This is a genomic window from Burkholderia sp. BCC1972, from assembly GCF_905339605.1.
Lineage (GTDB): Bacteria > Pseudomonadota > Gammaproteobacteria > Burkholderiales > Burkholderiaceae > Burkholderia.
The window spans coordinates 168,744-193,359 of record NZ_CAJPGH010000003.1 but is presented as its reverse complement, the minus strand read 5'-3'; the positions used below and the strand labels follow the sequence as shown (position 1 = coordinate 193,359).

Genomic DNA, 24,616 nt, shown 5'->3' with positions numbered 1-24,616 from the left:
TCCGCGCGTCGCCTGGCTGCAGCGTCAGGCGGCGCGCTTCGTTTTTTGGCGTAGTGGCGGTACCGATCCAGATTTGATCCGATGAGCACTTTTCCCACTCTCGACGCGTGGCTTTCGCATCTCGAACGCGCGCACCCGGTCGGCATCGACATGGGCCTGACCCGCATCGGGCAGGTCAAGGCGGCGCTGCAGCTCGAATTCGCATGCCCCGTCATCACCGTCGGCGGCACGAACGGCAAGGGCTCGACCTGCGCGTTCCTCGAGACGATCCTCGTGCGCGCGGGCTACAAGGTCGGCTGCCATACGTCGCCGCACCTGCTCGAATTCAACGAGCGCGCGCGCGTGAACGGGCAGAACGTCACCGACGACGAACTGCTGCCGCATTTCGAGGCCGTCGAAGCCGCGCGCACGTCGCTGGCCGAACCGGTGTCGCTCACGTATTTCGAATTCACGACGCTCGCAATCCTGCACCTGTTCGCGTCGCGCGGGCTCGACGCGGTGATCCTCGAAGTCGGCCTCGGCGGCCGGCTCGATGCGGTCAACATCATCGACACCGATTGCGCGATCGTCACGAGCATCGACATCGACCACACCGAATACCTCGGTGACACGCGCGAGAAGATCGCGTTCGAGAAGGCCGGGATCTTCCGCGCGGGCAAGCCGGCGATCTGCGGCGATCCGGCCGCGCCGCAAACGCTGATCGACCACGCCGAGGCGATCGGCGCCGACCTGTGGCTCGTCGGGCGCGACTTCCGCTACGAGGCGCAGGCAGGCGCGGAGCGCCAGCAGTGGAGCTACCTCGGCCGCGAGAAGCGCTATCCGGCGCTGGCGTATCCGGCGCTGCGCGGCGCGAATCAGCTGATCAATGCGTCGGCCGCGCTCGCCGCGCTCGAGGCGCTGCGCCCGGTGCTGCCGGTGTCCGCGCAGGACATCCGGCTCGGGCTCGCGAACGTCGAGCTGCCGGGGCGCTTCCAGGTGCTGCCCGGCAAGCCCGCAATCGTGCTCGACGTCGCGCACAACCCGCATGCGTCGGCCGTGCTCGAGCAGAACCTCGGCAACATGGGGTTCTTCCCGTACACGTACGCGGTGTTCGGCGCGATGCACGACAAGGACATCGGCGGCGTGCTGCAGCACCTGAAGGGCGAGATCGACCACTGGTGCGTGACCGACCTGCCGCTGCCGCGCGCGGCCTCCGCGGAGCAGCTCGAAGCCGCGCTGCGCAAGGCCGGCGTGGAGGAGGGGCCCGATTCGAGCGTGACGCGTTACGCGTCGCCTGCAGAAGCGTTTCGCGATGCACTAAAAAGAGCATCCGAGAATGATAGAATCGTGGTTTTCGGCAGTTTCCATACGGTTGCCGGCGTGCTGGCCTACCGTAAATCGCAGCAACACTGACTGACGGGCAGTTTCGGACTCAGCCATTCATGGGCATTTTCTCGTTCGGCAAAAAAGACGACGACGCGCCGCCGCGGCGCGGCGGTCGTACCGGGACCTCCCGGAACGTGCGCACGGAGCGCACCACTGAACGCGTCGAGCGCCGCTCGCGCCGCACCGAGCGTCCGGAATCGGACGCGCTGCTCCTCGATCCGACCCTTCCAGAAAAGCAACGCGCACGCCGTCGCCTCGTCGGCGCGATCGCGCTCGTCGTGGCAGCCGTGATCGTGCTGCCGATGGTGCTCGATTCGCACCCGAAGCCGGTCACGGACGACATCGCGATCGACATCCCGAACCGGCCCGCGCACCAGGCGGTCGCGCCGCGTGACGACGATGCGGCCGACGTGCAGGCAGGCGTCGCGCACGACGAACCGCCGGCGTCCGACACGGCCGTCGCGGCTGCACCGGCACCTGTGCCGGCGCCCGCAGCCAAGCCGGCCGCGCAACCCGATACGACGGCCACGGCGAGCGTGACGCCGCCCAAGCCCACGCCGAAGCCGGCCGCGCCCGCACCGAAACCGGCCGCGCCGAAGCCCGCGACCGTCGCGAATGCCGACGCCGCGAGCCCGGACAGCAGCGACGCATCGTCGCCGGCATCGCCGGCCGGTGCGCGTTTCGCGGTGCAGCTCGGTTCGTTCAAGGACGATGCGACGGCCCGTTCGTGGGCAACCAAATTGAAATCGGCGGGTGTGCCCGCATATGTCGAGCATCGCAAGCAGGCAGACGGCAGCACGGCTACACTGTTGCGTGCAGGCCCGTTCGCGGATCGCTCGGCGGCATCCGCCGCGATCGCGAAGGTGCGCGAAGCCGGTCTGACGCAGTAACGCGCGATGCTGACGGCTTTCGACTACGCTGTATTGGCGGTGATCGTGTTGTCGGCGCTGCGCGGTGCGTGGCGCGGCTTCGTGTCGGAGATATTCGGGCTGATCGGCTGGATTGCGGCGATCGTGATCGCGGGCCGCTACGTCGGGCTGGTCGTGCCGTATATCCCGGCGAACTGGCCGGGCGGTGCGCTGACGCAATGGGTGATCGCCTTCGCGGTGCTCGTGATCGGCGTCGTGCTGGTCGCCGGTGTCGCAAACGCGCTGCTGTCGCGGATCGCGCAGGCGAGTGGCCTGGGCGGCGTCGACCGCTCGCTGGGCATGATGTTCGGGCTCGTCCGCGGCTGTGTGCTGGTGGTGCTGCTGGTCGCGGCGGCCGGGCTGACCGAACTGCCCAAACAGGATTTCTGGCGCAATGCGCTATTGCGTCCCTTTGCCGAACAGGGCGTGCACGAGCTGAAGCAGCTCCTGCCCGACGGCATGGCCCAGTACGTACGCGTGTGACGACGCGGCCGGGCAGGACGGAACCGATTTTGTCATTCTGAAGGACATGCCATGTGCGGCATCGTAGGCGTTATCTCCCAATCCCCGGTCAATCAGCTGATCTATGACAGCCTGCTGCTTCTGCAGCATCGCGGTCAGGACGCGGCGGGCATCGCGACGGCGGACGGCAGCAATTTCCATATGTACAAGGCGAACGGCATGGTGCGCGACGTGTTCCGCACGCGCAACATGCGCAGCCTGCCCGGCACCTACGGCATCGGCCAGGTGCGCTACCCGACGGCCGGTTCGGCGTCGAGCGAAGCCGAAGCGCAGCCGTTCTACGTGAACGCGCCGTTCGGGATCATCCTCGCGCACAACGGCAACCTGACGAACTGGCAGCAACTGAAGGACGAGATGTTCCGGATCGACCGCCGGCACATCAACACCAATTCCGACAGCGAAGTGCTGCTCAACGTGTTCGCGCACGAGCTGCAACTGTCGACCACCGGCCTCGAGCTCGATCCGGCGTCCGTGTTCAAGGCAGTCTCGGGCGTGCATCGCCGCCTGCAGGGTTCGTATGCGATCGTGTCGCTGATCGCCGGCTACGGCCTGCTCGCGTTCCGCGATCCGTTCGGCATCCGTCCGCTGTGCATCGGCAAGCTCGAGACCGAGCACGGCACCGAATGGATGGTCGCGTCGGAGTCGGTGGCGGTCGAAGGCATCGGTTTCGAATTCGTGCGTGACCTGGAGCCGGGCGAAGCGATCTTCATCGACAAGGCCGGCAACTTCCACAGCCAGCAGTGCGCGGTGAACCCGACGCTGAATCCGTGCATGTTCGAATACGTGTATCTGGCCCGTCCGGATTCGTGCCTCGACGGCGTGCCGGTCTACAACGTGCGCCTGCGCATGGGCGACTATCTCGCCGAGAAGATCAAGCGCGAACTGCCGAACGTGCCGATCGACGTCGTGATGCCGATTCCCGATTCGTCGCGCCCGGCTGCGATGCAGGTCGCCGCGAAGCTCGGCGTCGAGTATCGCGAAGGCTTCTTCAAGAACCGCTACGTCGGCCGTACGTTCATCATGCCGGGGCAGGCCGTGCGCAAGAAGTCGGTGCGCCAGAAGCTCAACGCGATGAGCATCGAGTTCAAGGACAAGAACGTGCTGATCGTCGACGACTCGATCGTGCGCGGCACGACCTCGCATGAAATCGTGCAGATGGCGCGCGATGCGGGCGCGAAGTCGGTGATCTTCGCGTCGGCCGCGCCGCCCGTGAAGTTCCCGAACGTGTACGGCATCGACATGCCGACGCGCGGCGAGCTCGTCGCACACGGCCGCTCCGACGAAGAAGTCGCGAAGATGATCGGCGCCGACCACCTGATCTACCAGGACGTCGACGACCTGCGCCGCGCGGTGCGCGACATCAACCCGAAGCTCGAGCGCTTCGAGGCATCGTGCTTCGACGGCAACTACATCACCGGCGACGTGACGCCCGAGTATCTCGATGCGATCGAGCGCGCGCGTCTCGCACCGGCGTCGCAGGCCGATCGCGACACGGCCGGCGACACCGAGCGTTCGCAGATGAACCTGCAACTGTCGGTCGAGTGACACCGGCGCACGCTTGCGGAGAAGCGTGATAGGATGTGGCCTTGCGTCGATTTGATATCAGCTTGCGGACGCGGGGCGACTTCCCAAAACAGCTAAAGCGAAGGCCGGCGACAGCCGGCCCGAGTCGATCGCTGTCGTACCGCACCGAAGCCCGCTGATGCAGACGCATAGCGGGCTTTTTGTTTTTTGGCCTGGTTTTGATCTGGCCTGCGCGATGCGCGTGGCCATCGGATACGGAAAACGGAACATGGACGACTCCCTCAACTTCGACACGCTTGCCGTGCGCGCAGGCACGCTGCGCAGCGACTTCAACGAGCACTCGGAAGCGCTGTTCCTCACGTCGAGCTTCTGCTTCTCCAGCGCGGCCGACGCGGCCGAGCGCTTCGCGAACTCGGAAGACTACTTCACCTATTCGCGCTTCACGAACCCGACCGTCACCATGTTCCAGGAGCGTCTCGCGGCGCTCGAGGGCGGCGAGGCGTGCATCGCGACGGCGTCGGGGATGGCTGCGATCATGTCGGTCGTGATGTCCGCGCTGCAGGCCGGCGACCACCTCGTCAGCTCGCGCAGCCTGTTCGGTTCGACGCTCGGGATGTTCTCGCAGATCTTCAGCAAGTTCGGGATCACGACGACCTTCGTCGACCCGACCGACCTGAACGCATGGCAGGAAGCCGTGCGGCCGGAAACGAAGATGTTCTTCCTCGAGACGCCGTCGAACCCGCTGACCGAACTCGCCGACATCGAGGCGATCGGCAAGATCGCGAAGGCCGCGAATGCGCTGTTCGTCGTCGACAACTGTTTCTGCAGCCCGGTGCTGCAGCAGCCGTTGAAGCTCGGCGCGGATGTCGTGATGCACTCGGCCACGAAATTTCTCGACGGGCAAGGCCGCGTGCTCGGCGGTGCGCTGGTCGGCTCGAAGGAATTCATCATGGGCAAGGTGTTCCCGTTCGTGCGCAGCGCGGGCCCGACGCTGTCGGCCTTCAACGCGTGGGTGCTGCTGAAGGGGATGGAAACGCTGTCGCTGCGCGTCGAGAAACAATCGGCGAACGCGCTGGAAATCGCGCGCTGGCTCGATTCGCATCCGGCCGTCGCGCGCGTGTTCTATCCGGGCCTCGAATCGCATCCGCAGCATGAACTCGCGAAGCGCCAGCAGAAGGCGGGCGGCGCCATCGTGTCGTTCGAGCTGAAGGGCGACACGCCGGAGCAGCAGCGCGCGAACGCGTGGCGTGTGATCGACAACACGAAGCTCGTGTCGATTACCGGCAACCTCGGCGACACGCGCACGACGATCACGCATCCGGCCACCACGACGCACGGCCGCATCACGCCGGAAGCGCGTGCGGCAGCCGGGATCACCGAAGGGCTGATCCGCCTGGCGGTCGGCCTCGAGCACGCAGCCGACGTTCGCGCCGATCTCGCGCGCGGTCTCGAAGGCTGAGTCGCGCCGCCGGGCTCCGGGCCGGCATGAATGAAGCGGGCCGCTCGAAAGAGCGGCCCGCTGTCGTTTCCGTGCACGCCGTTACACGTGCGTGGCGTCGCCCGGTTCAGCCGGCGTGCCCGGGCGGCGGCGCGGCGCGCATCGCGTCGACCATCCACCGCAGCGTTTCATCGAGCGGCGTGACGGGCAATTCGCCCACCGCGCGCCGCAGCTTGTCGCGCGACCCGCTCAGGCTCTTCACCTCGTTGTGCCGCACGAAGCGCGGATCGATCGTCACGTCGATCACGTAACCGGCGATGCGCGACAGCATCGCCAGCACTTCCTTCAGCGAATACGCGCGCTCCGAGCAGACGTTGAACGTCTCGCCAGCCGGTGCGGCTTCGACCAGCTTCAGATAGGCGGCCGTCACGTCGCGCACGTCGGAGAAATCGCGGCTCACGTCGAGGTTGCCGAGCGAGATCCGCGGCGCGTTGCGCGCGTAGTGCGCGACGAGCTTCGGCAGCAGGTACGCGTCGCTCTGGCCGACACCCGTGTAGTTGAACGGTCGCGCGATCACGATCGGCAGCCGGTCGGCCCACAGCTTCGCCGCGTATTCCATCGCGAGCTTGCTGACCGCGTAGTCGTTCGCCGGGGCCGGTGCGACGGTTTCGTCGAGCACGCCGGCCGTCGAGTTGCCGTAGATGTTCGCACTGCTGGCCAGCAGCACGGCCGACGGGCGGCGGTCGAGGCCCGCGAGTGCGGCCAGCAGGTTGCGCGTACCGGAGATGTTGACCGCGTAAGTTCGCGACGGCTCATCCTGTGCGACATGCGCGCGCGCGGCGAGATGCACGACCGCATCGGGCCGTGCATCGGCCGCCGCCGCGCGCATCGCCTCTGCGTCGAGCAGGTCGACCGGCAGCAGCGTGCAGTGCGCGAACGCCGGATCGTCGGGGCGCGGCGCGCCGGGCGCGATCGTACCCCAGACGTCATAGCCGGCCGCCTGCAGGCGTTCGGCCATGTAGCGGCCCGTGAAGCCCGTCAGGCCCGTGACGAACGCACGGCGCGACGGGCGTCCGCTTTCAGAACGTGTCATGGTGTTGGTTCCGCGTCAAATCCGCTTCGACCATCATCTGGCAAAGTTGTTCGAGCGTCGTCTTGGGTGCCCAGCCGAGTTTGCTTTTCGCCTTGTCCGCGCAGCCGATCAGCAGGTCGACCTCGGCAGGGCGGTAGAACTTCGGGTTCACTTCGACGAGCACGTTGCCGGTCGCTGCGTCGAGGCCGCGCTCCTGTTCGCCCTTGCCGGACCATTCGATCTGGTAGCCGGCCGCCGCGAACGCCATCCGGACGAAGTCGCGCACGGTCTCGGTGCGGTTGGTCGCCAGCACGTAGGTGTCGGGCTCGTCGGCCTGCAGCATGCGCCACATCCCTTCGACGTATTCGAGTGCAAAGCCCCAGTCGCGCTTTGCGTCGAGGTTGCCGAGCTCGAGGCGCGTCGCCTTGCCGAGCTTGATCTTCGCGATCGTGTCGGTGATCTTGCGCGTGACGAACTCGCGGCCGCGCAGCGGCGACTCATGGTTGAACAGGATGCCGCTGCTGCCGAACAGGCCGTACGACTCGCGGTAGTTCACGGTCATCCAGTGCGCGTACAGCTTCGCGACGCCGTACGGGCTGCGCGGATAGAACGCGGTCGTCTCGGTTTGCGGAATGGCCTGCACCTTGCCGAACATCTCCGACGTCGATGCCTGGTAGAAACGCGTCTTCGGGCTCACGACGCGGATCGCCTCGAGCAGGTTCAGCGGGCCGATGCCGGTCACTTCGGCGGTCGTCGCCGGCTGGTCGAACGACACGCCGACGAAGCTCTGCGCGGCGAGGTTGTACAGCTCGTCGGGTTGCGTGCGTTCGAGCAGGCGCAGGCTCGAGCCGGCGTCGGTCAGGTCGTGCTCGACGAGCGTGAGGTTCGGGTGCGTGTCGACGCCGAGCTCGGCGATGCGCCAAAAATTCACCGAGCTGGTGCGGCGGTAGGTGCCGGTGACCTCGTAGCCCTTGTCGAGCAGCAGCTTGGTCAGGTACGCACCGTCCTGCCCCGAAATCCCGGTGATGATGGCCTTCTTGCGAGTTTGGCTCATGGCGTTGTCCTGGTAGAAACGATGGATGGTGAAATTCAGGCGGTCGTGCCGGCGGCGGCCGGCAGCGCGCGGCGCGCGGGGCCGCGCGTCAGGCGCCGTTCGAAGCCGTACCAGCTCAGGGTTGCGTACGCGAGCGTGATCGTCAGCGCGAGCGCAGCCGTGACGAAGCGGTTCAGGTGCAGCGGCCAGAGCGCATACAGCACGCTCAGGTGGATCAGGTACACGGTGTAGCTGACGGTACCGACGTAGACGAGCATCGGGTTGGTCAGTACACGTTGCACGAGGCCGCGGCCGCGCAACGCGATCACGACGATCGACGTGCACAGCAGCAGCGAGATGCTGTAGAGCGCTGCATTCGACAGCGGCGTGTTCGCGGCGCGGAAGCGCGGGAACGACAGGTGCAGCCAGCCGAGGATCGCGAGCGCCACGAGTGCACCGACGATCGCGAGCGGATAGAACGGCTCCAGCGCGCGCCGGTCGCGGCGCAGCACGATCGCGAGCACCGCGCCGGCCGCGAGCAGGTCCATCCGGAACGGCGTCAGGTAGTAGATCGGCCAGAACGAATCGAACCACGGCGTCGCGATCGCGCGCAGCACGGGTGCGGCGACGACCAGCGCGGCGGCGATCCACAGCAGCGCGCGCTCCGAGCACCACAGCACGACGAACGGCCAGAAGATATAAAACTGCTCCTCGACCGCGAGCGACCACAGCACGTTCAGGCTGTCATGGCCGATGCTGCCGAGCGACAGCCCGATGTTGGTCGAGAAAAATGCGAACCACGGCCAGTGCGGCAGCCAGCTCGCGCCGAACAGGAGCGTCGACACCACCAGCAGCAGCACGTACGGCGGCAGGATGCGGCGTACGCGGCGCGCATAGAAATGGCTGAAGTACGACTGCCCGCGCGCCTTGCGATCGAGCAGGATGCCGGTGATCAGCAGCCCGCTCAGCACGAAGAACAGGTCGACGCCCATCCACAGCGGCGCTTTCAGCGCGTGCTGCAGGAACACGGCGCCCACCGCGATCGCGCGCAGCCCGTCGAGCTGCACGATGCGGCCGTGGTGCGGCGGGGTCAGGTCGGCGGGTCGCGAGATGCCCGTCATCGCGCCGCTCCTTTGCGACGCACGGCCGGTGCCGCGCCGTGTCGCACATCCGATGCGTGAACGTAATGCATGCCTTTGAATGAAATATCGAGTCGAAATCGATTCTAGGGAAAAGAAATCGGCAAAAAAACGCGCGTCCGTTTATCCGACGGAAAACATTCGAATGCCGATTAATCCGGTCGAGAGATGAAAGCTTGGCGCCCGGACCGCCGCGACAGGCGGCGCGGAGCGGCATTTTCTACGTGATGGCGGGCGCAATGCGGTCGTTATTGCCGTTTCCGGATGCGATTTATCGCCTGTTCCGGTTCGATATTTCAGGCAGAAACATCCCCAAATATTTCCAAATTTCTTGTGATTATTTTTGCTTGTAACCTGCATCGCGACGTTTGAAACCCATTTAGCGACAGGGTGCGCCGGCGGCAGTCCGCGGCAGCGCCGGCCGCTGATGCATCAAGTCTGGAGAAGCGCATTGCGACGTCTGATTCTGGTAGGCATGACGGTAAGCGCGGCGCTGCTGGCGAGCGCAGCGCCGGCCGAAACGGTGTTGCCCGCGACGACGTCGTGGATCGGCAACACGTTCGGCTATGGCGACGGCAGCTGGACGCAGATCGACATCCGCGCGATTGCGGTGACGCCTGAAGGCAAGGTGTATACGAACGCGCCGTGGGACGAGAGCGGGGCCGAGGCGAGCGTCTACCAGGACGGGAAGATGCTCGGCTTCGCCGGCGGCACGCACGGCTGGGGCAACCTCGGCGGCAACGCGATCGCCGTGAACAGCAAGTACGCGTATGTCGCGATCGGCGTCGGCAACGAGCGCGGCCACCTGCAATCGCCCGGCATCTGGCCGGACAAGGGCAAGCAGTGGTTCGGCATCTCGCGGCGCACGATCGGCGACATGAAGCAGCCCGCGCCGTTTCGCGCGTCGCCGCAGGTCGCGCCGGGCGGGCGCGCCGATGCCGGCCGCGCGCGGATGGCCGCGAGCTTCATGATGATGAACGAGGTGCCGGCCCCCGCGCGCTCGGAAGTGGGCGAGGCGAAGGCGGAAGTGGGCGGCCTCGCGGTGGATGACAAGACGCTGTTCGCGACGAATCCGTCGCACGACGTCGTGAATGTCTACGACGCCGAGACGATGCAGCAGAAGGGCACGTGGAGCGCGCACGAGCCGGGCCGCATCGCGCTCGCCGGCGACGGCACGCTGTGGCTGCTGACCGATACGCTGGGCGGGCCCGCGCATCTCGTGCACGTGCGTGCCGACGGCCGCAAGCTCGACGATGCGCCCGCGCTGCCGGAAGGCACCGACGCGGTGGACGTGGCCGTCGACGCGAAGGGGCGCGTGCTCGTCGCGGACAACGGGCCGCGCCAGCAGATCCTGATTTTCTCGAAAGGCGGCAAGGGTTATGCGCAGTCGGGCACGTTCGGCGAGCGCGGCGGCATCTTCGCGGGCCCCGTGCCAGGGCGTCCCGGGCCGCAGCGCTTCAACGGGCTGACGGGCGTCGGCGTCGACCGCGCGGGCAACATCTATGTGTCGATGAACGGCATCGGGCCGCGCCACGACACGATCGGCGCCGGGCTCGGCGCGGTGCTCGAAAGCTACACGCCGGACGGCAAGCCGCGCTGGCAGGTGCAGGGGCTGCTGTTCGTCGACGGCGCGTGGCTCGACCCCGCACGGCCGAACAGCGTGTACACGGGCAACAAGCGCTTCGAGCTCGACCTGTCGAAGCCGCCGGGCCAGGACTGGAAGTACGTCGGCTTCCTGTCGAATCGCTTCAAGTATCCGGACGATCCCGTGTTCCACACGGACCAGTATCCGGGCATGCCGATCGCGCGGCGCGTCGACGGCCGTACGTTCCTGTACCTGACCGACATGTATGCCGATCACCTCAAGATCTACCGCTTCGACGCGAAGCGCGACGGCGAGGTCGCGATTCCGTCGGGCCTGATCGCGGGCCGCGCTCGGCCGGTCGACAAGGTGCCGAACAAGCCGCCTGGCGGCGACTGGCTGTGGCGCGACGCGAACGGCAACGGCCGGATCGATGCCGACGAGTCCGAGATCAACACGACGGGCAAGGCGAAGGCGGGCGGCTGGGGCTGGTGGGTCGACACGAAGGGCGACATCTGGCGTACCAGCGACGTGCGCGGCATCCACCGCTTCCAGTACGGCGGCGTCGACAAGGCCGGCAACCCGATCTACTCGTACGACAAGGTCACGACCTATCCGATGCCGCAGCCGTTCACGCAGCTGCGCCGCGCGATCTACGAGCCGCAGACCGACACGCTGTACGTGACCGGCTACACGGCCGACGCGCCGCCGCAGCCGGGTATCAACAAGGAAGTGGGGCGCGTGCTGATCCGCTTCGACAAGTGGTCGACGGGCTCGCCGGTCGTGCGCTACCAGGTGGCGCTGCCGTGGCAGCTCGATGCGAAGCCGATCCTGGACCTGATCGGGATCACGGTCGAGGGCCGCTACATCTTCACCGTGGAGCCGGTCGGCAAGATCCACGTGTACGACAAGGACACCGGCAAGGAAGTGGGCGTGATGAGCCCGGGCACCGAGGTCGGCAAGGCATCCGGCTGGGTCGACGTGCCGTTCGGCATCAGCGCATTCCGGCGCGAGAACGGCGAATACCTCGTGTTCGTCGAGGAAGACGCGCGCGGCAAGGTGCTGATGTATCGCTGGAAACCGTGACGGGCGGCGCGCCGTCGTCGCTGTCACTCAAGGCATGAGCATGGACAAAGGCATTCTAAAGAACGTTTCGATCAACTTCATCGGGCTGATCCTGCCGACCTTCGTGTCGCTGGTGACGGTGCCCGCCTATATCCACGCGCTCGGCGTCGAGCGTTATGGCGTCGTCAGCCTCGTGTGGACGCTGATCGGCTATTTCGGGATCCTCGATCTCGGAATGAGCATGGCCGCGCAGAACCACATCTCGAAGGCGCTCGCGAGCGGCAACGCCGACGAAAGCGCACGCGTGTTCTGGAGCGCGTTCTGGCTGAATCTCGGCACCGGCATCGTCGGCGGGCTGCTGATCTATTTCGGCGCGTTCGTCTACACCGCGTACTTCACGAAGGTCTCGGCCGCGATGCAGCACGAGGTGTATCTCGCGCTGCCGTGGCTCGCGCTCGCGATTCCGCTCGCGAACGTGTCGTGGGTGTTCGCCGGCGCGATCAACGGCGCCGAACGGTTCGGCGTGTTCAACACGAACCAGACGATCGGTACGTTCCTGTTCCAGCTTCTGCCGCTCGGCGCCGCGTGGTGGATCGCGCCGAACCTGCAGACGGTGCTCGCGGCGGCCGTCGTCGCGCGCCTGATCGCGGCGGTGATGCTCGGCCAGGCCAGCATCAAGGTGCTCGGGATCCGGCGCATCGATCCGCCGCAGTGGGGCACCGCGAAAGGGCTGTTCAACTTCGGCGGCTGGATGCTGATCGCGAGCACGACGAGCATGATCGCCGACACGCTCGATCGCGTGATGCTCGGCGCCGGCATGGGCGCGAAGTTCGTCACCTACTACACGGTGCCGCAGAACCTCGTCACGCGCCTGAACATGCTGCCGAACGCGCTCGTGCGCACGCTGTTTCCGCGCCTGTCGGCGGTGGGTCGCGATCACGCCGACACGCTCGCGCGGCAGTCGCTCGAATTCCTGAACGGCGTGTTCACGCCGGTCGGCATCGTCGCGATCTTCGCGCTCGCGCCGTTCCTCACGCTGTGGGTCGGCGCCGATCTCGCCGCGCATTCGGCGCCGGTCGGCCGCGTGCTGGTGATCAGCGTGTGGCTCGTCGGCCAGGCGAGCGTGACGCGGATCCTGATCCAGTCGCAGGTCAATCCGGCCCGCGCGGCATTCGCCGGGCTCGTCGAGATGCCGTTCTTCGTCGGCGGCCTGTGGTTCGGCATTCATCACTTCGGGCTGATCGGCGCGGCGGTGGTCGTCGCGGCGCGCGCGCTCGTCGACTACGGCGTGCTGCTGTACCTGTCGGCGATCCGGATGCGCGCGATCGTGCTCGACATGCTCGCGCACCTCGCGTTCCTGCTGGCGAGCCTGTTCCTGGCGCAGGCCTGGCCGGGGCTCGGCGAGTCGATCGGCATGTGCGCGGTCGTGCTGGTGCTGAACGTCGCGTGGTCGCTCACGATGACGCCGGGGCTGCGCGCACTCGTGCGCGACCTGTTTGTCCGTCTCAATGCGAGGAAAACCGTATGAATCGCGATCTGGCGGAACACGCCGTCCTGAATCTCGCCACGGCCGATGCCGCCGTGGCCCACGCGGGCGACGCCGCCGCGCTGCACCGCGCGGTGCCGGCCGAGCGCGCCAGCGCGCGGCAGCCGTCCCGCGCGCTGCGCGTGGCGATCGTCCACGACTGGCTCGTCACCTATGCGGGCGCCGAGCGCGTGCTCGAACAGATCGTCGCGTGCTTTCCCGACGCCGACCTGTTCAGCCTCGTCGATTTCCTCGACGACCGCGCGTTCGTGCGCGGCAAGCCGGTGACGACGTCATTCATCCAGAAGCTGCCGTTCGCGCGCACCAAATACCGCAGCTACCTGCCGCTGATGCCGCTCGCGATCGAGCAGCTCGACGTGTCCGAGTACGACCTCGTGATCTCGAGCAGCCACGCGGTCGCGAAGGGCGTACTGACGGGGCCGGACCAGGTGCACATCAGCTACGTGCATTCGCCGATCCGCTATGCGTGGGACCTGCAGCACCAGTATCTGGAACAGTCGAACCTCACGCACGGGCCGAAATCGCTGCTCGCGCGGATGATCCTGCATTACATCCGCAACTGGGACACGCGCACCGCGAACGCGGTGGACGGCTTCGTTGCCAACTCCGCGTTCATCGCGCGGCGCATCAAGAAGGTCTACCACCGCGACGCGGCGGTGATCTTCCCGCCGGTCGACGTCGACGCATTTTCGCTGAACGCCGAGAAGGACGATTTCTACCTGACCGCGTCGCGGATGGTGCCGTACAAGAAGATCGACCTGATCGTCGAAGCCTTCTCGCGCACGCCCGAGCGCAAGCTCGTCGTGATCGGCGACGGCCCGGAGATGCAGAAGATCCGCGCGAAGGCCGGCCCGAACGTCGAGATCATGGGCTACCAGCCGTTCGCGGTGCTGCACGACCGGATGCGGCGCGCGAAGGCGTTCGTGTTTGCGGCCGAGGAGGATTTCGGGATCTCGGTCGTCGAGGCGCAGGCGTGCGGCACGCCGGTGATCGCGTACGGCAAGGGCGGCGCGCTCGAAACCGTGCTCGACCCGCAATCGGACCTGAACCCGACCGGGCTGTTCTTCGACGAACAGACGCCGCACGCGATCGTCGCGGCCGTCGACGATTTCGAGCGCGCGCCGCAGCGCTTCACGCCGGCCGCCTGCCGCACGAACGCGGAGCGGTTTTCCGCCGATACGTTCCGGCGGCGCTTCCTCGACTATGTAGAGGAAGCGCTGCCCGGCTCGACGGCGCAGCGCGGCACGGCGATCGCGCCGATGCCGGCCGCGCGCAGCCCGGCGACGCTCGTGCTCGATCAGAGCGGCGTGCTCGGCGGCGCCGAGCTGTCGCTGCTCGAGATCATGAAGCACATGCGCGCGAACGCCGACGTGCTGCTGTTCGACGACGGCCCGTTCCGCGCGGCGCTCGACGAGATCGGCGCGCGCGTCGACGTGGTCGACCAGGGTGCGCTCGCGGGCGTGCGCAAGCAGGGCGGCGTGTCGCTCGGCGCGGTGAAGCAGCTCGTGCGGCTGGTGCGCGATGTCGCGCGCCGCGCACGCCGTGCCGAAGTGATCTACGCGAACACGCAGCGCGCGATGGTGGTCGCCGCGCTGGCCGGGCGGCTCGCGCGCAAGCCGGTCGTCTGGCACCTGCGCGACATCGTCAGCACCGACCATTTCGGCAGCAAGCAGTTGCTGGCGATCAAGTACTGCTCGCGGCTCGGCGTCACGCGCGTGATCGCGAACTCCGACGCATCCGCGCAGGCGTTCCGCACGCTGACGGGCTTCACGCCGCAGCACGTCGACGTCGTGTTCAACGGGATTTCGGCCGAGCCGTTCGACGCGCTGGAAGGCGTCAGCCAGGCCGCGCTGCGCACGCGCCTCGGGTTGCCCGAGAACGCATGGCTCGTGGGTTCGTTCAGCCGGCTCGCGCGCTGGAAGGGGCAGCACGTGCTGCTGGAAGCCGCCGCACGGCATCCCGACATGCACGTGGTGCTGGTCGGCGCGCCGTTGTTCGGCGAGGACGAATACGCGGCGCAGCTGCACGAATACGTCGCGCGGCACGGGATGGACGAGCGCGTGCATTTCCTCGGCTTCCAGCGCGACGTGGCCGCCTGCATGACGGCGGTCGACGTCGTCGCGCATACGTCGATCACGCCGGAGCCGTTCGGGCGCGTGATCGTCGAAGGGATGCTCGCGCGCCGGCCGGTCGTCGCGGCCCGCGCGGGCGGCGTCGTCGAGATCATCGAGGACGGCGACAACGGGCTGCTCTGCGAGCCGGGCGACGCGACCGCGCTGGCCGGCGCGCTCGACAGGCTGAAGCGTGACGGTGCGCTGCGCGCGCGGCTCGTCGCGAGCGGACGCGCGACGGCGGTGCGCCGGTTCGGCACCGAGACCTATGTGGAGCGCGTCGAGAAGATCCTCTCGGATACGGCGAAAGCCGCGAAGGCGAAGAAGCGGTAGCCGCAGCCGGCGTGCGCCGGCGGGAAACGGGCCCTCATGCGGCGTTGCGCTGCGTGGGGGCTTTGCTTTTCGGGGAGTCTGGTTCGGCGGACGCGTGGCGGGCGGGGGGCTTGCGAGGTGCGGGAGGGGGCGAGGTGCGAGATCGTCTGATCGCGTTTCGATGGCGATCGTGAAGCGGCAACCCGCGCGGGGGCAGTCGCGTGGCGGAAACCGGCCATGGACGGCCCCACACGTGCCGTGGCGCGGCCGGACGGCAGCGGGCTGCCCATCCGTGCCATCCGGCATGCAACCGCGTGCCGGCCATGCAAAAGCCCCCGCACGGCGACACGCCGCACGGGGGCTTCGACATCCTGCCAACCGCGTCAGGCGGCCTGTTCGGGCGCCGGCGCGACGACGCGGGCCGGGCGCGTCGGCTTGAAGCTGGCCGACCACATCATCGCCGGCCGTTCGAACATCCGGTAGAACAGGTACGCGATCGGGATCGCGACGGCCATGAACGCGAACGACGGCCAGATCGACAGTTGCAGTTCGGAGTGGAACAGCACCGAGCCGAGGCAGACGAACAGCGGCAGGTGGACGAGGTACAGCGAGTAGCTGAAGTCGCCGAACCAGCTCAGCACGCGCAGCGGCGGCGTCGGGCGCGGCGGGCGGGCGAGCGCGCGGTACAGGAAGCACGCGAAGCCGGCCGACCACAGCTGGAATGCACCGTACTGGCCGAAATGGAACGCGCCGCAGCCGGCGGCCAGCAGCACGGCGGCCGCCACGTACCACGCACGCGACGGCACGGGGGCGGCCGCGCCGCGCGCCTGCTGCGCACGCACGTCGGCGATCCACGCGCCGATCGTCCAGGACAGCCAGTACGACGTGAAGAACTGCAGGTCGTGTCGTTCGAGCAACCATGCCGACGCGACGTTGACGATCGCAATCGCGGCCACGACGGCCGGCATGCCGATGCGCCGGCGCAGCGCGAACAGCAGCGGGTAGATCGCGTAGAACTGCACCTCGAGCGACAGCGTCCACAGCGCGCCGTTCGACCCGTACGTATAGCCGGCCACGCCTTGGAGCGAGAACAGGTTCACGAGGAACGCGAGGACGCCGACGTCGCGGATCTTGTGGCTGACGGGCTCGATCTGCAGGCTGACGGAGTCGAGCGCGAGCGTGAACAGCAGCGCGGCGAGCAGCACCGGGTAGATGCGCGCGAACCGGCGTATCCAGAAGTTCGGCGCGTCGAGCCGGTACGCGGGGTTGGCCGCGAGCTTGAGCGCCGCGTTGCGATGGATGCAGTAGCCGCTGATCACGAAGAAGATCGGCACGCCGGCGGAGCCCCACGCGAACGGGAAGGTCAGGTAGCCGGCGATCACGCCCGGGTTCAGGGCATGGCCGTAAGCCTGATGGAAGCTCTGCATGCCGACCCAGACGACCTGCCGGCAGTGGAAGTAGGCGACGAGCAGCGCCGCGAAGCCGCGCATCGCGTCGATCACGTGTTCCTTGTGATCGGCGGCCGGCGGCGCGGTCAGAGACGATCCGCTGAAAGCTTGCATGCGATTCGATTCCTTGCGACGGATGGAGGGGAAGTTTCATCCAATCGTAATGCGCAAGAATTCGATCAATGAATAAAAAAATCTCGCCCGGAAATAACGGTATTCCACATGATGGTTGTGTCGCGGTCTGAAAGCGGTTCCGCCGGCGCTTCAATTATTTGCCGATTTTTTTCTGATAGTTTGAAGCTCCAGTTGATTGATGCAAAGGAGCGGCAAGATGGACATGCATTGGATCGCGAGCGCAGCAGTACTGCTGGTCATGGCCGTGTTGTCGGCGTACCGCGAGGCGCTGAAGAACGAACCGATTCGCCCGGGTCTCGAACGGGGCGGCGTGCCCTATATCGAGGAATTCGAATCGTAAGAATTTGTATCCGGAAAATCGGTAATTTGTTTCTGCCTTGGCACTCGGTCCGGCAATATCGACCGAATGGAAGGGATTATATTTTTTTCGGAATAATTGGGCAATCGTCCATATCGATAGTGAGCGGAGTGGAATTGGCAGTACCGTCGATTCTCGATATGCCGTTCGGAACACAATCGCGCCGGGTCGCTGGTCGACGCGGCGCAGTCAACGCAATCAGGATGCGAACATGTTGAAAGTCACCAAGGCCGTGTTCCCCGTTGCCGGACTCGGCACGCGGTTCCTCCCGGCAACGAAGGCGAGCCCGAAGGAGATGTTGCCCGTCGTCGACAAGCCGCTGATTCAGTACGCGGTCGAGGAAGCGATCAACGCCGGTATCACCGAGATGATCTTCGTCACCGGGCGCAGCAAGCGCGCGATCGAGGATCACTTCGACAAGTCGTACGAGATCGAGGCCGAACTCGAGGCGCGCGGCAAGGAAAAGCTGCTGGAACTCGTGCGCGGCATCAAGCCGAGCAACGTCAACTGCTTCTACGTGCGCCAGCCGGAAGCGCTCGGCCTCGGCCATGCGGTGCTGTGCGCGGAGAAGCTCGTGCACGGCGAGCCGTTCGCGGTGATCCTCGCCGACGACCTGTTGCACGGCGAACAGCCGGTGCTCAAGCAGCTCGTCGACGTGTTCGACCACTATCACAGCTCGGTGATCGGCGTCGAGACGATCGCGCGCGAGGACAGCCGCTCGTACGGCGTCGTCGAAGGCCGCGAATGGGAAGAGGACGTCATCAAGCTGTCGGGCATCATCGAGAAGCCGGCGCCCGAGGATGCGCCGTCGAATCTCGGCGTGGTCGGCCGCTACGTGTTCATGCCGACGATCTTCGATCATCTGCGCAAGCTCAAGCCGGGCGCCGGCGGCGAGCTGCAGCTGACCGATGCGGTCCAGTCGCTGCTCGCGAACGAGCAGGTGCTCGCGTATCGCTACTTCGGCACGCGCTTCGACTGCGGCAGCAAGATCGGCTATCTCAAGGCAACTGTCGAACTCGCGCTCCAGCATCCGGAAGTGGCCCGCGAATTCGAGGCATACCTGCGTACCTGCTTGCCCGCGCTGGCTGCTGTCGCATAAACGCGCTGCGCGCTTCGTTGTTTCAGGTGGTGGTTGTTCCGTTGGCCCCGGCCGCTCAGGCGCCGGGGCTTTTTTGCATCTGCGGCGTGCGCGATCGTGGTGCGCGCCGCCGGTGTGTCGTGGCGGATTCGGGCGTCGGGCGCGATGTGGGCGAGGCGGGTGTCGTGCCTGAAACCGGTGCCGACGCGCCGGCCCGGACTCATGTTTCGGCGGTTTCGTCGGCGTGATGCAGGTGACTTGCGTGCCGGCGCCGGGCAGCTCGGTGCCGAGCGATGAAGTCGCGCCGCTCGTCGAGCAGCGCGAAATGGGCGTTGCGCGTTGCCTTTCCGTCGGATCGGGGGCGCTTCTGCGTGACGTTCAGCGCGGCGACGTGCTCGGCTGCGCGGCGAAGTGCCGGGCCAGCATCGTGGCGATCGGCTTCTTGAAGTCGAGCAGCCGTTTTTCGAGGTAGCGCCAGGACAGGTGCGCAAGCAGCACGGCGAGCGCGAATTGCAGCATCTCGGGCAGCGCTTCGCGGACGAATTCCGGTATCGGCACGTGCGCGAAGGATGCGGGCAGCACGCCGAAGCGCGTCGGAATCAGGTTGTGGAACAGGTAGAAGCCGTAGCTGATCGTGCCGAGATACACGAGCGGCCCCCAGTCGAGCAGCGCGACGACCGGATGTTCGGGTTCGCTGACGATCCACAGCATCAGCGCGCCGAGCGATGCGGACAGGCCGAGATCCGCGAGCCCCGCGACCGCGTCGGGCAACGCCGTGCACGCGGGCAGTGCAAGGAAGAACACGACGCCTGCCGCGCCGACCCAGCCGGGCGGAACGCGGCGTACGGCGGACGCGCCGCGATCCGCGAGCGCCATCGCACCGACGCCGCCGAGCGCGATCAGTGCGAAATTCCACGGGGAAAACGCGTAGATCAGCACCGGCGACGCATCGGACAGATAGAGCGCGAGATGCGCGACCGCGCACAGCGCGACGGCCGCGAGGCCGAGCGCGACGTGTCGCGCGGCAGGCACCGCGAGCAGCGCGAGCGGGGCGATCAGATAGAACTGCTGTTCAACCGCGAGGCTCCAGAAGTGCGACGTGGAGCCTGGCCAGCCGTCCTTGACGACACCGATCCAGTAATTCGACAGGAACACCGCGTGCCACGCGAGCCCGAGATTGACGCCGCGCTGGTAGAACAGCGCATGCGCGATCGCGAGCGCGGCGAGCAGCAGGTAGTACACGGGAAAGATCCGCAGCGCGCGCTTCGCGAGGAACAGCGCGAACGCGTGACGGCGTGTCATGGTGCCGCACTCGACGGCCTGGCGATTGCGATGCAGTTCGCCGACGATCAGGAATCCGCTGATGAGGAAAAACGTCCACACACCAAGCTTGCCGACGTCGACGGCAAGGACGTGGCCCTTGTGGGACAGGAAAACGAGGATGACGGCGAGGGCTCGCAGGCCGTCGAGTCCTTTGACGTATCTGGCTTCGCGCATGGAGGCATCCGGGCATTGAGCGAGCCCAGTATAGGTGCGCAAATATCGAACGTAATTCACGTTCGGGCTCGTTTGGACGTATACGTGAAGGCGTTTTTCGATGTGAGGGCCTGTTTACGCATGGAACGCACATGCGAATGCCCGAAATCGCTCGCAGGGCAAGGAGTGAGGAGCGCCGTTTGGCCGAGCCAAACAAGCGACGAGCGACGCCGCCATGCGGGCGATTTCGGGCATTCCCGTGGAATGTATTTTTAAAATTTGGGGTTGCCACGAGAACGGCCGCTCGCTGCGTTGCGCTCCTTGCGAATACGTCCGGTATTCACAGCGTCGCGCGCCTTGCGAGCGGCCGTTCTCGTGGCAACGCATGTGCGTTCCATGCGTAAACAGGCCCTCATGCGCCGATGAAGTCGGTCGCGCGCAACAAAACCTGCGGGAAACCCCGCGAAAACGCATAAAAGTACTGCACGAAGCGTCAAGGCGCTTGTAGAATCCGGCGTTGAAGCGCGCGCGTTGCACGCTTCGTGTATCCAACGACCACACCTGGTAGGAGAAACATGGCGACTTCCGCAAAAAAGGTGGCCAAGAAGGCTGCCGCACCGGCCACCAAGAAAGTGGCTGCCAAAAAGGCTGCGCCCGCGAAGAAAGTAGTGGCCAAGAAGGCTGTCGCGAAGGCAGCACCGGCTGCTCCGACGCCGCTGAAGGACAAGTTCACGAAGGCATCGCTCGCAACGCACATCGCTGAGCGCGCAGCTGTCGAAGTGAAGGCGGTCAAGGCAGTGCTCGCCGCTCTCGAGAACGTCGTGCTGGGCTCGGTCCACAAGAAGGGCGCAGGCGAATTCACGCTGCCGGGTCTGCTGAAGATCACGGCACAAGTCGTGCCGGCGAAGAAGAAGCGCTTCGGCAAGGATCCGTTCTCGGGCGAAGAGCGTTGGTTCCCGGCGAAGCCGGCCAGCGTGCGCGTGAAGGCACGTGCGCTGAAGAAGCTGAAGGACGCGGCAGCGTAATGCCGCGCAACGACTGCCGAATGCATGTCGGCAGCCGTTGCGGAGTCCTGCGATCCCCGTACGCGAAAGCGTGCGGGGATTTTTATTGCGCTGCGCAAATCGCGCGGCAGCGAAGCGCTGCAGCGTAGGCGATGTCCGGCTCGACGCGTGCCGTGAAGCGAATGACGTGTCGCGCACGCGCGTTGCCGAACGGCAGCCCTCGTTCGCGCCGCCGGATGTTTCGGCGCGCGCGGATCGTTCTCGCCGGACCTGTTGCGAGCGCATCGTGACGGATTGCATTCCCGTCGGCATCGCCGCTCAGGTGGCCGCCGCGCGCACGACGATCGAGCGGCATCCCGGCGCCACGCTGGAAGCCATCCACCTGTTCGGATCGGCGCTCGACGGCGGATTGAAGCCGCGCAGCGACATCGACCTGCTGGTGACGGTGACGACGCGACCCGGCGAAGCGGTGCGGCATGTGTTGATGCGCGATCTGCTCGCCGTGTCGGCGCCGCCTGATAGCGCAGGCGGCATGCGCGCACTGGAAGTCACCGTCGTCGCGCACGACGACGTGGTGCCGTGGCGTCATCCTGCGCGGCGCGAACTGCAGTTCGGCGAGTGGTTGCGCCGCGATCTCGACGCCGGCATCGTCGAACCGCCGCGCGTCGATCACGATCTGGCCATCCTGTTGACGAAGGCGCGGCAGCACAGCATCGCGCTGGTCGGGCCATCCGCGGCCGCGCTGTTCGAGCCGGTGCCCGCGCGCGATTTCGTCGCCGCGCTGCTCGATACCGTTGCGCAATGGAATGGCGAGCCGGACTGGCGCGGCGACGAGTGCAACGTGGTGCTCGCGCTCGCGCGCATCTGGTACAGCGCCGCGACCGGTTCGATCGCGCCCAAGGACGTCGCAGCCGCATGGGTGCTGGCGCGCCTGCCGGATGCGTATCGACCGGTGGTGGCAGCCGCGCGCGACGCCTATCTCGACGACGACGCGGGCGCGGCCATCCTGTCCGGCGAACCGCTCGCCGCCTTCATCGGCTACGCGCGACGAACCGTCGAATCGATGCTGCGGGTATAGCGGCAGATGCCTGGCGCGTGACCGGCGCACGGTCATGCATGCGCCGCGGCGCGACGTGCATCGTCAGCTCGTCGTGCCCGCAAAGGCAGCCTTCAGTACGGCGTCATCCAACTTGACCATCTGCATCATCGCCGCGGCCACGCGCGCTGCCTTGACCGGGTCGCGGTCGGCCATCATCGGGATGAGCGCTTCCGGGACGATCTGCCACGACACGCCGTAGCGATCCCTCAGCCAGCCGCAGGCGTCGGCCGTGCCGCCGTTGTCGAGCAGGGCGTTCCAGTAGCGGTCGAGTTCCGCCTGGTCGGCGCAACTGACCAGCAGCGAGATCGTGTGGTTGAACGTCTCCGTGCGCGGGTGGCTCATTGCGAAGAACGGTTGCCCGAACAGCTCGAACTCGACCATCCGCGTGCCGTCGGTGCCGGGTACGGCCGTGACGCGCACGATGCGCGAATCTGGAAAGATGCCTGCATAGAAGGCCGCTGCTTCTTCGGCTTCGGTCGAATACCAGAGAAAAGGCGTGATCTTCTGAATCGTCATGGCGAATCTCCTGTGTGTTTTGGGGCGACGCGCGAACCGCGTGCCGCCATCGATACGACGGATGACGGTTGCCGAAATCGACACGCGCCGGCACATGGCCGTCGCACCGGAGGACCCGGCGCCGGCAGTGCGGATGGTAATCGCTCGGCGGACGGATGGCGACCGGCGCACCGCAAATGCTGTTTCCGGCGCTTTGCGGTCGCCAGGTGCCGATGCCAGCCGGTCGGCGTGCATCGGGCTCGGGTTCGCGGTGCCGGCCCGTGCAGGCGCTGCCGGCACGCGGGAGACGGACGAAAAAAAGCCAGTCGCGGCCGAAACCGGGACTGGCTTTCCAGGTCGGCGGCAAGGCGTCGGAGACGCCGTGCACGCCGGAAACGTACTTCTTAGAACTTGTGGCGCAGGCCGAGAGCGACCAGTTCGGCCGAGCTCTTGCCGGCGTAGCCGTACGAGCCGATCGAAGCTTGCGCGTTCTGCTGAACGCCGTCGACGAGCTGCGTGCCGCTTGCGTGCTGGTATGCGCCGACCAGGTAGACGTCCGTGCGCTTCGACAGCGAGTAGTCCGCGCCCAGCGAAACCTGGTGGTACTTCGCGGTCGTGTCGCCGCTCGACTTCGTGTACGAGTAGCCGAGGCCCAGCAGCAGCGGCGGCGTGACTTGATACGTCACGAAGCCGCGGCCCGTGTTGTACTTCTCGGTCGAACCGAAGCCCGACGATGCGTCCGGCTTGTATTGCGCGTTGCTGTAGCCGAGGCCGACGGTGACCGGGCCGATTGCGTACTGACCTGCAACCTGTGCGATCGCGATCGACTTCGCCGTCACGTAACCCGAGTTGATCGGGCCGTCGATGATGTTGTCCGACGTCGTCGAACCCCAGCCCGAGCGGATGCCAGCAGCCGTCGGCGTCGGGTTGTTCGCGTAGAAGTAGCCAGCTGCAACGCCGACCGGGCCGTTGTTGTAGGCAGCTGCGACCGACCACGTCTGGCCTGCGCCCGTCTTGCCTGCGACGCCGCCGAGGGCGTACATGCCTTCAGCCTGGAAACCGGCGATCACCGGCGACGTGTACTTGATTGCGTTGCTGACGCGCAGGCTGTTGTCGTTGTTGTCGACGTCACCCGGCGTGGCGAACGTGCTGCCGAAGTAGTTGTCAGCCGTGACTGCCTGGACCAGGTCGACGATCGGGTCGTACTGGCGGCCGAGCGTCAGCGTGCCGTACTGGGCGCTTTCGAGGCCGACGAATGCCTGACGACCGAACATGCGGCCGCCTTGGCCCAGTCGGCCGGTGCCCGGATCAAAACCGTTTTCCAACTGGAAGATTGCCTTCAGGCCACCGCCGAGGTCCTCTGCGCCCTTCAGGCCGAAGCGGCTGCCTTGCAGGTTGCCCGACAGCATTTGCCACGAGTTGTTGGCCTGGCCGTCATTGCCGTGCACCCAGGCAATCGACGTATCGATCACGCCGTACAGCGTCACGCTCGATTGAGCGTGTGCAGCGCCAGCGGCGCCCAGCAGGGCGAGCGAGAGGGTCGAGAGAGCAAGTTTCTTCATCGTTGAGTTTCTCCACGCAAGTGATTCATCGTTATTTGTTGCGGATTGGAGAATAGCTCAGTGCCATCGACGCAAGAAAGCTTAAAAAATAAAGTGTCTCGAAAAGGTAACAGCGGGAAAAAGTCCATATATATCAAGCACATCAACGACTGTTCCGGTTTTTGAAATAGTTGACAATTGCTGCGATGCGATTGTTTCAGAAGTTGACGCGCAATGCGGCAGGTCGCCTGTTTTGCCGGGTTCTGGTGCGGAAACGGAGTCGTGCAAACGTTTGCGATTGCAGCTACGTACGCGCAGGCATGCAAGATGCATGTCAACGCCGCGCAAACGCGCGGCGGACAGCG

Annotated in this window: 19 protein-coding genes; 12 read left to right on the top strand and 7 right to left on the bottom strand. The window is 66.3% G+C overall.

From position 1 onward, the window contains the following. Window positions 1-81: 81 nt before the first annotated feature. The 5 genes from folC to U5798_RS06530 all read left to right on the top strand — a co-directional run bounded on the left by folC (window position 82) and on the right by U5798_RS06530 (window position 5,778). The gene (gene folC / locus U5798_RS06550) at window positions 82-1,392 is read left to right on the top strand and encodes a bifunctional tetrahydrofolate synthase/dihydrofolate synthase (RefSeq protein ID WP_124446636.1); all 1,311 of its coding nucleotides are present in this window, start codon (window positions 82-84) and stop codon (window positions 1,390-1,392) included. 29 nt (window positions 1,393-1,421) lie between these two features. Next, the gene (locus U5798_RS06545; protein ID WP_124446638.1) at window positions 1,422-2,255 is read left to right on the top strand and encodes an SPOR domain-containing protein; all 834 of its coding nucleotides are present in this window, start codon (window positions 1,422-1,424) and stop codon (window positions 2,253-2,255) included. 6 nt (window positions 2,256-2,261) lie between these two features. Continuing rightward, window positions 2,262-2,756 carry a CvpA family protein gene (locus U5798_RS06540; RefSeq protein WP_124446640.1) on the top strand — a complete coding sequence of 165 codons (495 nt, stop codon included), beginning with the start codon at window positions 2,262-2,264 and terminating at the stop codon, window positions 2,754-2,756. 51 nt (window positions 2,757-2,807) lie between these two features. Then, a complete protein-coding gene (gene purF, locus U5798_RS06535; RefSeq protein ID WP_124446642.1) occupies window positions 2,808-4,340 on the top strand; it encodes an amidophosphoribosyltransferase in 1,533 nt (510 codons plus the stop codon). Between the two features lie 247 nt (window positions 4,341-4,587). Then, a complete protein-coding gene (locus tag U5798_RS06530; protein WP_322081590.1) occupies window positions 4,588-5,778 on the top strand; it encodes an O-succinylhomoserine sulfhydrylase in 1,191 nt (396 codons plus the stop codon). A 106-nt stretch (window positions 5,779-5,884) separates the two neighbouring features. Here the strand turns inward: U5798_RS06530 and U5798_RS06525 are convergent, their stop codons facing one another. Genes U5798_RS06525 through U5798_RS06515 form a run of 3 tightly spaced genes read right to left on the bottom strand, consistent with a single transcriptional unit; the run spans window position 5,885 to window position 8,983 of the window. Continuing rightward, window positions 5,885-6,850 (bottom strand): NAD-dependent epimerase/dehydratase family protein, encoded by a 966-nt coding sequence (locus U5798_RS06525; protein ID WP_322081589.1) that lies wholly within the window; start codon window positions 6,848-6,850, stop codon window positions 5,885-5,887. After that, window positions 6,837-7,883, bottom strand: coding sequence for a GDP-mannose 4,6-dehydratase (gmd, locus tag U5798_RS06520; RefSeq protein WP_322081588.1), 1,047 nt, complete (start codon window positions 7,881-7,883; stop codon window positions 6,837-6,839). The genes U5798_RS06525 and gmd overlap by 14 nt, the downstream gene beginning before the upstream one ends. A 35-nt stretch (window positions 7,884-7,918) precedes the next feature. Next, on the bottom strand, window positions 7,919-8,983 hold the full coding sequence (locus U5798_RS06515) for an acyltransferase (RefSeq protein ID WP_322081587.1): 1,065 nt from the start codon (window positions 8,981-8,983) through the stop codon (window positions 7,919-7,921). A gap of 493 nt (window positions 8,984-9,476) precedes the next feature. On the opposite strand from U5798_RS06515, the gene U5798_RS06510 reads away from it, so the two are divergent. The 3 genes from U5798_RS06510 to U5798_RS06500 are packed head-to-tail and all read left to right on the top strand — an operon-like array spanning window position 9,477 to window position 15,638. Then, window positions 9,477-11,669 (top strand): hypothetical protein, encoded by a 2,193-nt coding sequence (locus tag U5798_RS06510; protein WP_322081691.1) that lies wholly within the window; start codon window positions 9,477-9,479, stop codon window positions 11,667-11,669. Window positions 11,670-11,709: 40 nt separating this feature from the next. Beyond that, window positions 11,710-13,176: a flippase gene (locus U5798_RS06505; protein ID WP_034185827.1), complete on the top strand. Its 1,467-nt coding sequence runs from the start codon at window positions 11,710-11,712 to the stop codon at window positions 13,174-13,176. Continuing rightward, window positions 13,173-15,638, top strand: coding sequence for a glycosyltransferase family 4 protein (locus U5798_RS06500; protein ID WP_322081586.1), 2,466 nt, complete (start codon window positions 13,173-13,175; stop codon window positions 15,636-15,638). The genes U5798_RS06505 and U5798_RS06500 overlap by 4 nt, the downstream gene beginning before the upstream one ends. A 362-nt stretch (window positions 15,639-16,000) precedes the next feature. On the opposite strand, the gene U5798_RS06495 is transcribed toward U5798_RS06500, so the two are convergent. Further along, on the bottom strand, window positions 16,001-17,179 hold the full coding sequence (locus U5798_RS06495) for an acyltransferase (protein ID WP_322081585.1): 1,179 nt from the start codon (window positions 17,177-17,179) through the stop codon (window positions 16,001-16,003). Window positions 17,180-17,396: 217 nt separating this feature from the next. Here U5798_RS06495 and U5798_RS06490 point away from each other — a divergent pair, with 217 nt between their 5' ends. Both U5798_RS06490 and galU read left to right on the top strand, forming a co-directional pair. Next, window positions 17,397-17,540: a hypothetical protein gene (locus U5798_RS06490; RefSeq protein ID WP_006479318.1), complete on the top strand. Its 144-nt coding sequence runs from the start codon at window positions 17,397-17,399 to the stop codon at window positions 17,538-17,540. Between the two features lie 229 nt (window positions 17,541-17,769). Then, the gene (galU, locus tag U5798_RS06485) at window positions 17,770-18,657 is read left to right on the top strand and encodes a UTP--glucose-1-phosphate uridylyltransferase GalU (RefSeq protein ID WP_085041520.1); all 888 of its coding nucleotides are present in this window, start codon (window positions 17,770-17,772) and stop codon (window positions 18,655-18,657) included. A 357-nt stretch (window positions 18,658-19,014) separates the two neighbouring features. On the opposite strand, the gene U5798_RS06480 is transcribed toward galU, so the two are convergent. After that, window positions 19,015-20,133, bottom strand: a complete 1,119-nt coding sequence (locus U5798_RS06480) for an acyltransferase (protein WP_322081584.1) — start codon at window positions 20,131-20,133, stop codon at window positions 19,015-19,017. A gap of 554 nt (window positions 20,134-20,687) precedes the next feature. On the opposite strand from U5798_RS06480, the gene U5798_RS06475 reads away from it, so the two are divergent. Together U5798_RS06475 and U5798_RS06470 are read left to right on the top strand one after the other, a co-directional pair. Next, a complete protein-coding gene (locus tag U5798_RS06475; protein WP_034185832.1) occupies window positions 20,688-21,137 on the top strand; it encodes an HU family DNA-binding protein in 450 nt (149 codons plus the stop codon). Window positions 21,138-21,402: 265 nt separating this feature from the next. Continuing rightward, entirely contained in the window at window positions 21,403-22,194 is a 792-nt protein-coding gene (locus U5798_RS06470; protein ID WP_322081583.1) for an AadA family aminoglycoside 3''-O-nucleotidyltransferase, read from the top strand. A 63-nt stretch (window positions 22,195-22,257) separates the two neighbouring features. Here the strand turns inward: U5798_RS06470 and U5798_RS06465 are convergent, their stop codons facing one another. Both U5798_RS06465 and U5798_RS06460 read right to left on the bottom strand, forming a co-directional pair. After that, window positions 22,258-22,731, bottom strand: a complete 474-nt coding sequence (locus U5798_RS06465) for a VOC family protein (protein ID WP_322081690.1) — start codon at window positions 22,729-22,731, stop codon at window positions 22,258-22,260. A 383-nt stretch (window positions 22,732-23,114) separates the two neighbouring features. Continuing rightward, window positions 23,115-24,272 carry a porin gene (locus U5798_RS06460; protein ID WP_124446668.1) on the bottom strand — a complete coding sequence of 386 codons (1,158 nt, stop codon included), beginning with the start codon at window positions 24,270-24,272 and terminating at the stop codon, window positions 23,115-23,117. Between the last annotated feature and the right edge of the window lie 344 nt (window positions 24,273-24,616).

Coding starts and splice junctions, on each gene's coding strand:
- U5798_RS06465 (WP_322081690.1), bottom strand. CDS start 22,731: ATGACGATTCAGAAGATCACGCCTTTTCTCTGGTATTCGACCGAAGCC.
- U5798_RS06515 (WP_322081587.1), bottom strand. CDS start 8,983: ATGACGGGCATCTCGCGACCCGCCGACCTGACCCCGCCGCACCACGGC.
- U5798_RS06505 (WP_034185827.1), top strand. CDS start 11,710: ATGGACAAAGGCATTCTAAAGAACGTTTCGATCAACTTCATCGGGCTG.
- purF (WP_124446642.1), top strand. CDS start 2,808: ATGTGCGGCATCGTAGGCGTTATCTCCCAATCCCCGGTCAATCAGCTG.
- U5798_RS06490 (WP_006479318.1), top strand. CDS start 17,397: ATGGACATGCATTGGATCGCGAGCGCAGCAGTACTGCTGGTCATGGCC.
- U5798_RS06525 (WP_322081589.1), bottom strand. CDS start 6,850: ATGACACGTTCTGAAAGCGGACGCCCGTCGCGCCGTGCGTTCGTCACG.
- U5798_RS06510 (WP_322081691.1), top strand. CDS start 9,477: ATGACGGTAAGCGCGGCGCTGCTGGCGAGCGCAGCGCCGGCCGAAACG.
- U5798_RS06495 (WP_322081585.1), bottom strand. CDS start 17,179: ATGCAAGCTTTCAGCGGATCGTCTCTGACCGCGCCGCCGGCCGCCGAT.
- U5798_RS06540 (WP_124446640.1), top strand. CDS start 2,262: ATGCTGACGGCTTTCGACTACGCTGTATTGGCGGTGATCGTGTTGTCG.
- U5798_RS06475 (WP_034185832.1), top strand. CDS start 20,688: ATGGCGACTTCCGCAAAAAAGGTGGCCAAGAAGGCTGCCGCACCGGCC.
- galU (WP_085041520.1), top strand. CDS start 17,770: ATGTTGAAAGTCACCAAGGCCGTGTTCCCCGTTGCCGGACTCGGCACG.
- folC (WP_124446636.1), top strand. CDS start 82: ATGAGCACTTTTCCCACTCTCGACGCGTGGCTTTCGCATCTCGAACGC.
- U5798_RS06460 (WP_124446668.1), bottom strand. CDS start 24,272: ATGAAGAAACTTGCTCTCTCGACCCTCTCGCTCGCCCTGCTGGGCGCC.
- U5798_RS06500 (WP_322081586.1), top strand. CDS start 13,173: ATGAATCGCGATCTGGCGGAACACGCCGTCCTGAATCTCGCCACGGCC.
- U5798_RS06480 (WP_322081584.1), bottom strand. CDS start 20,133: ATGCGCGAAGCCAGATACGTCAAAGGACTCGACGGCCTGCGAGCCCTC.
- U5798_RS06545 (WP_124446638.1), top strand. CDS start 1,422: ATGGGCATTTTCTCGTTCGGCAAAAAAGACGACGACGCGCCGCCGCGG.
- U5798_RS06530 (WP_322081590.1), top strand. CDS start 4,588: ATGGACGACTCCCTCAACTTCGACACGCTTGCCGTGCGCGCAGGCACG.
- gmd (WP_322081588.1), bottom strand. CDS start 7,883: ATGAGCCAAACTCGCAAGAAGGCCATCATCACCGGGATTTCGGGGCAG.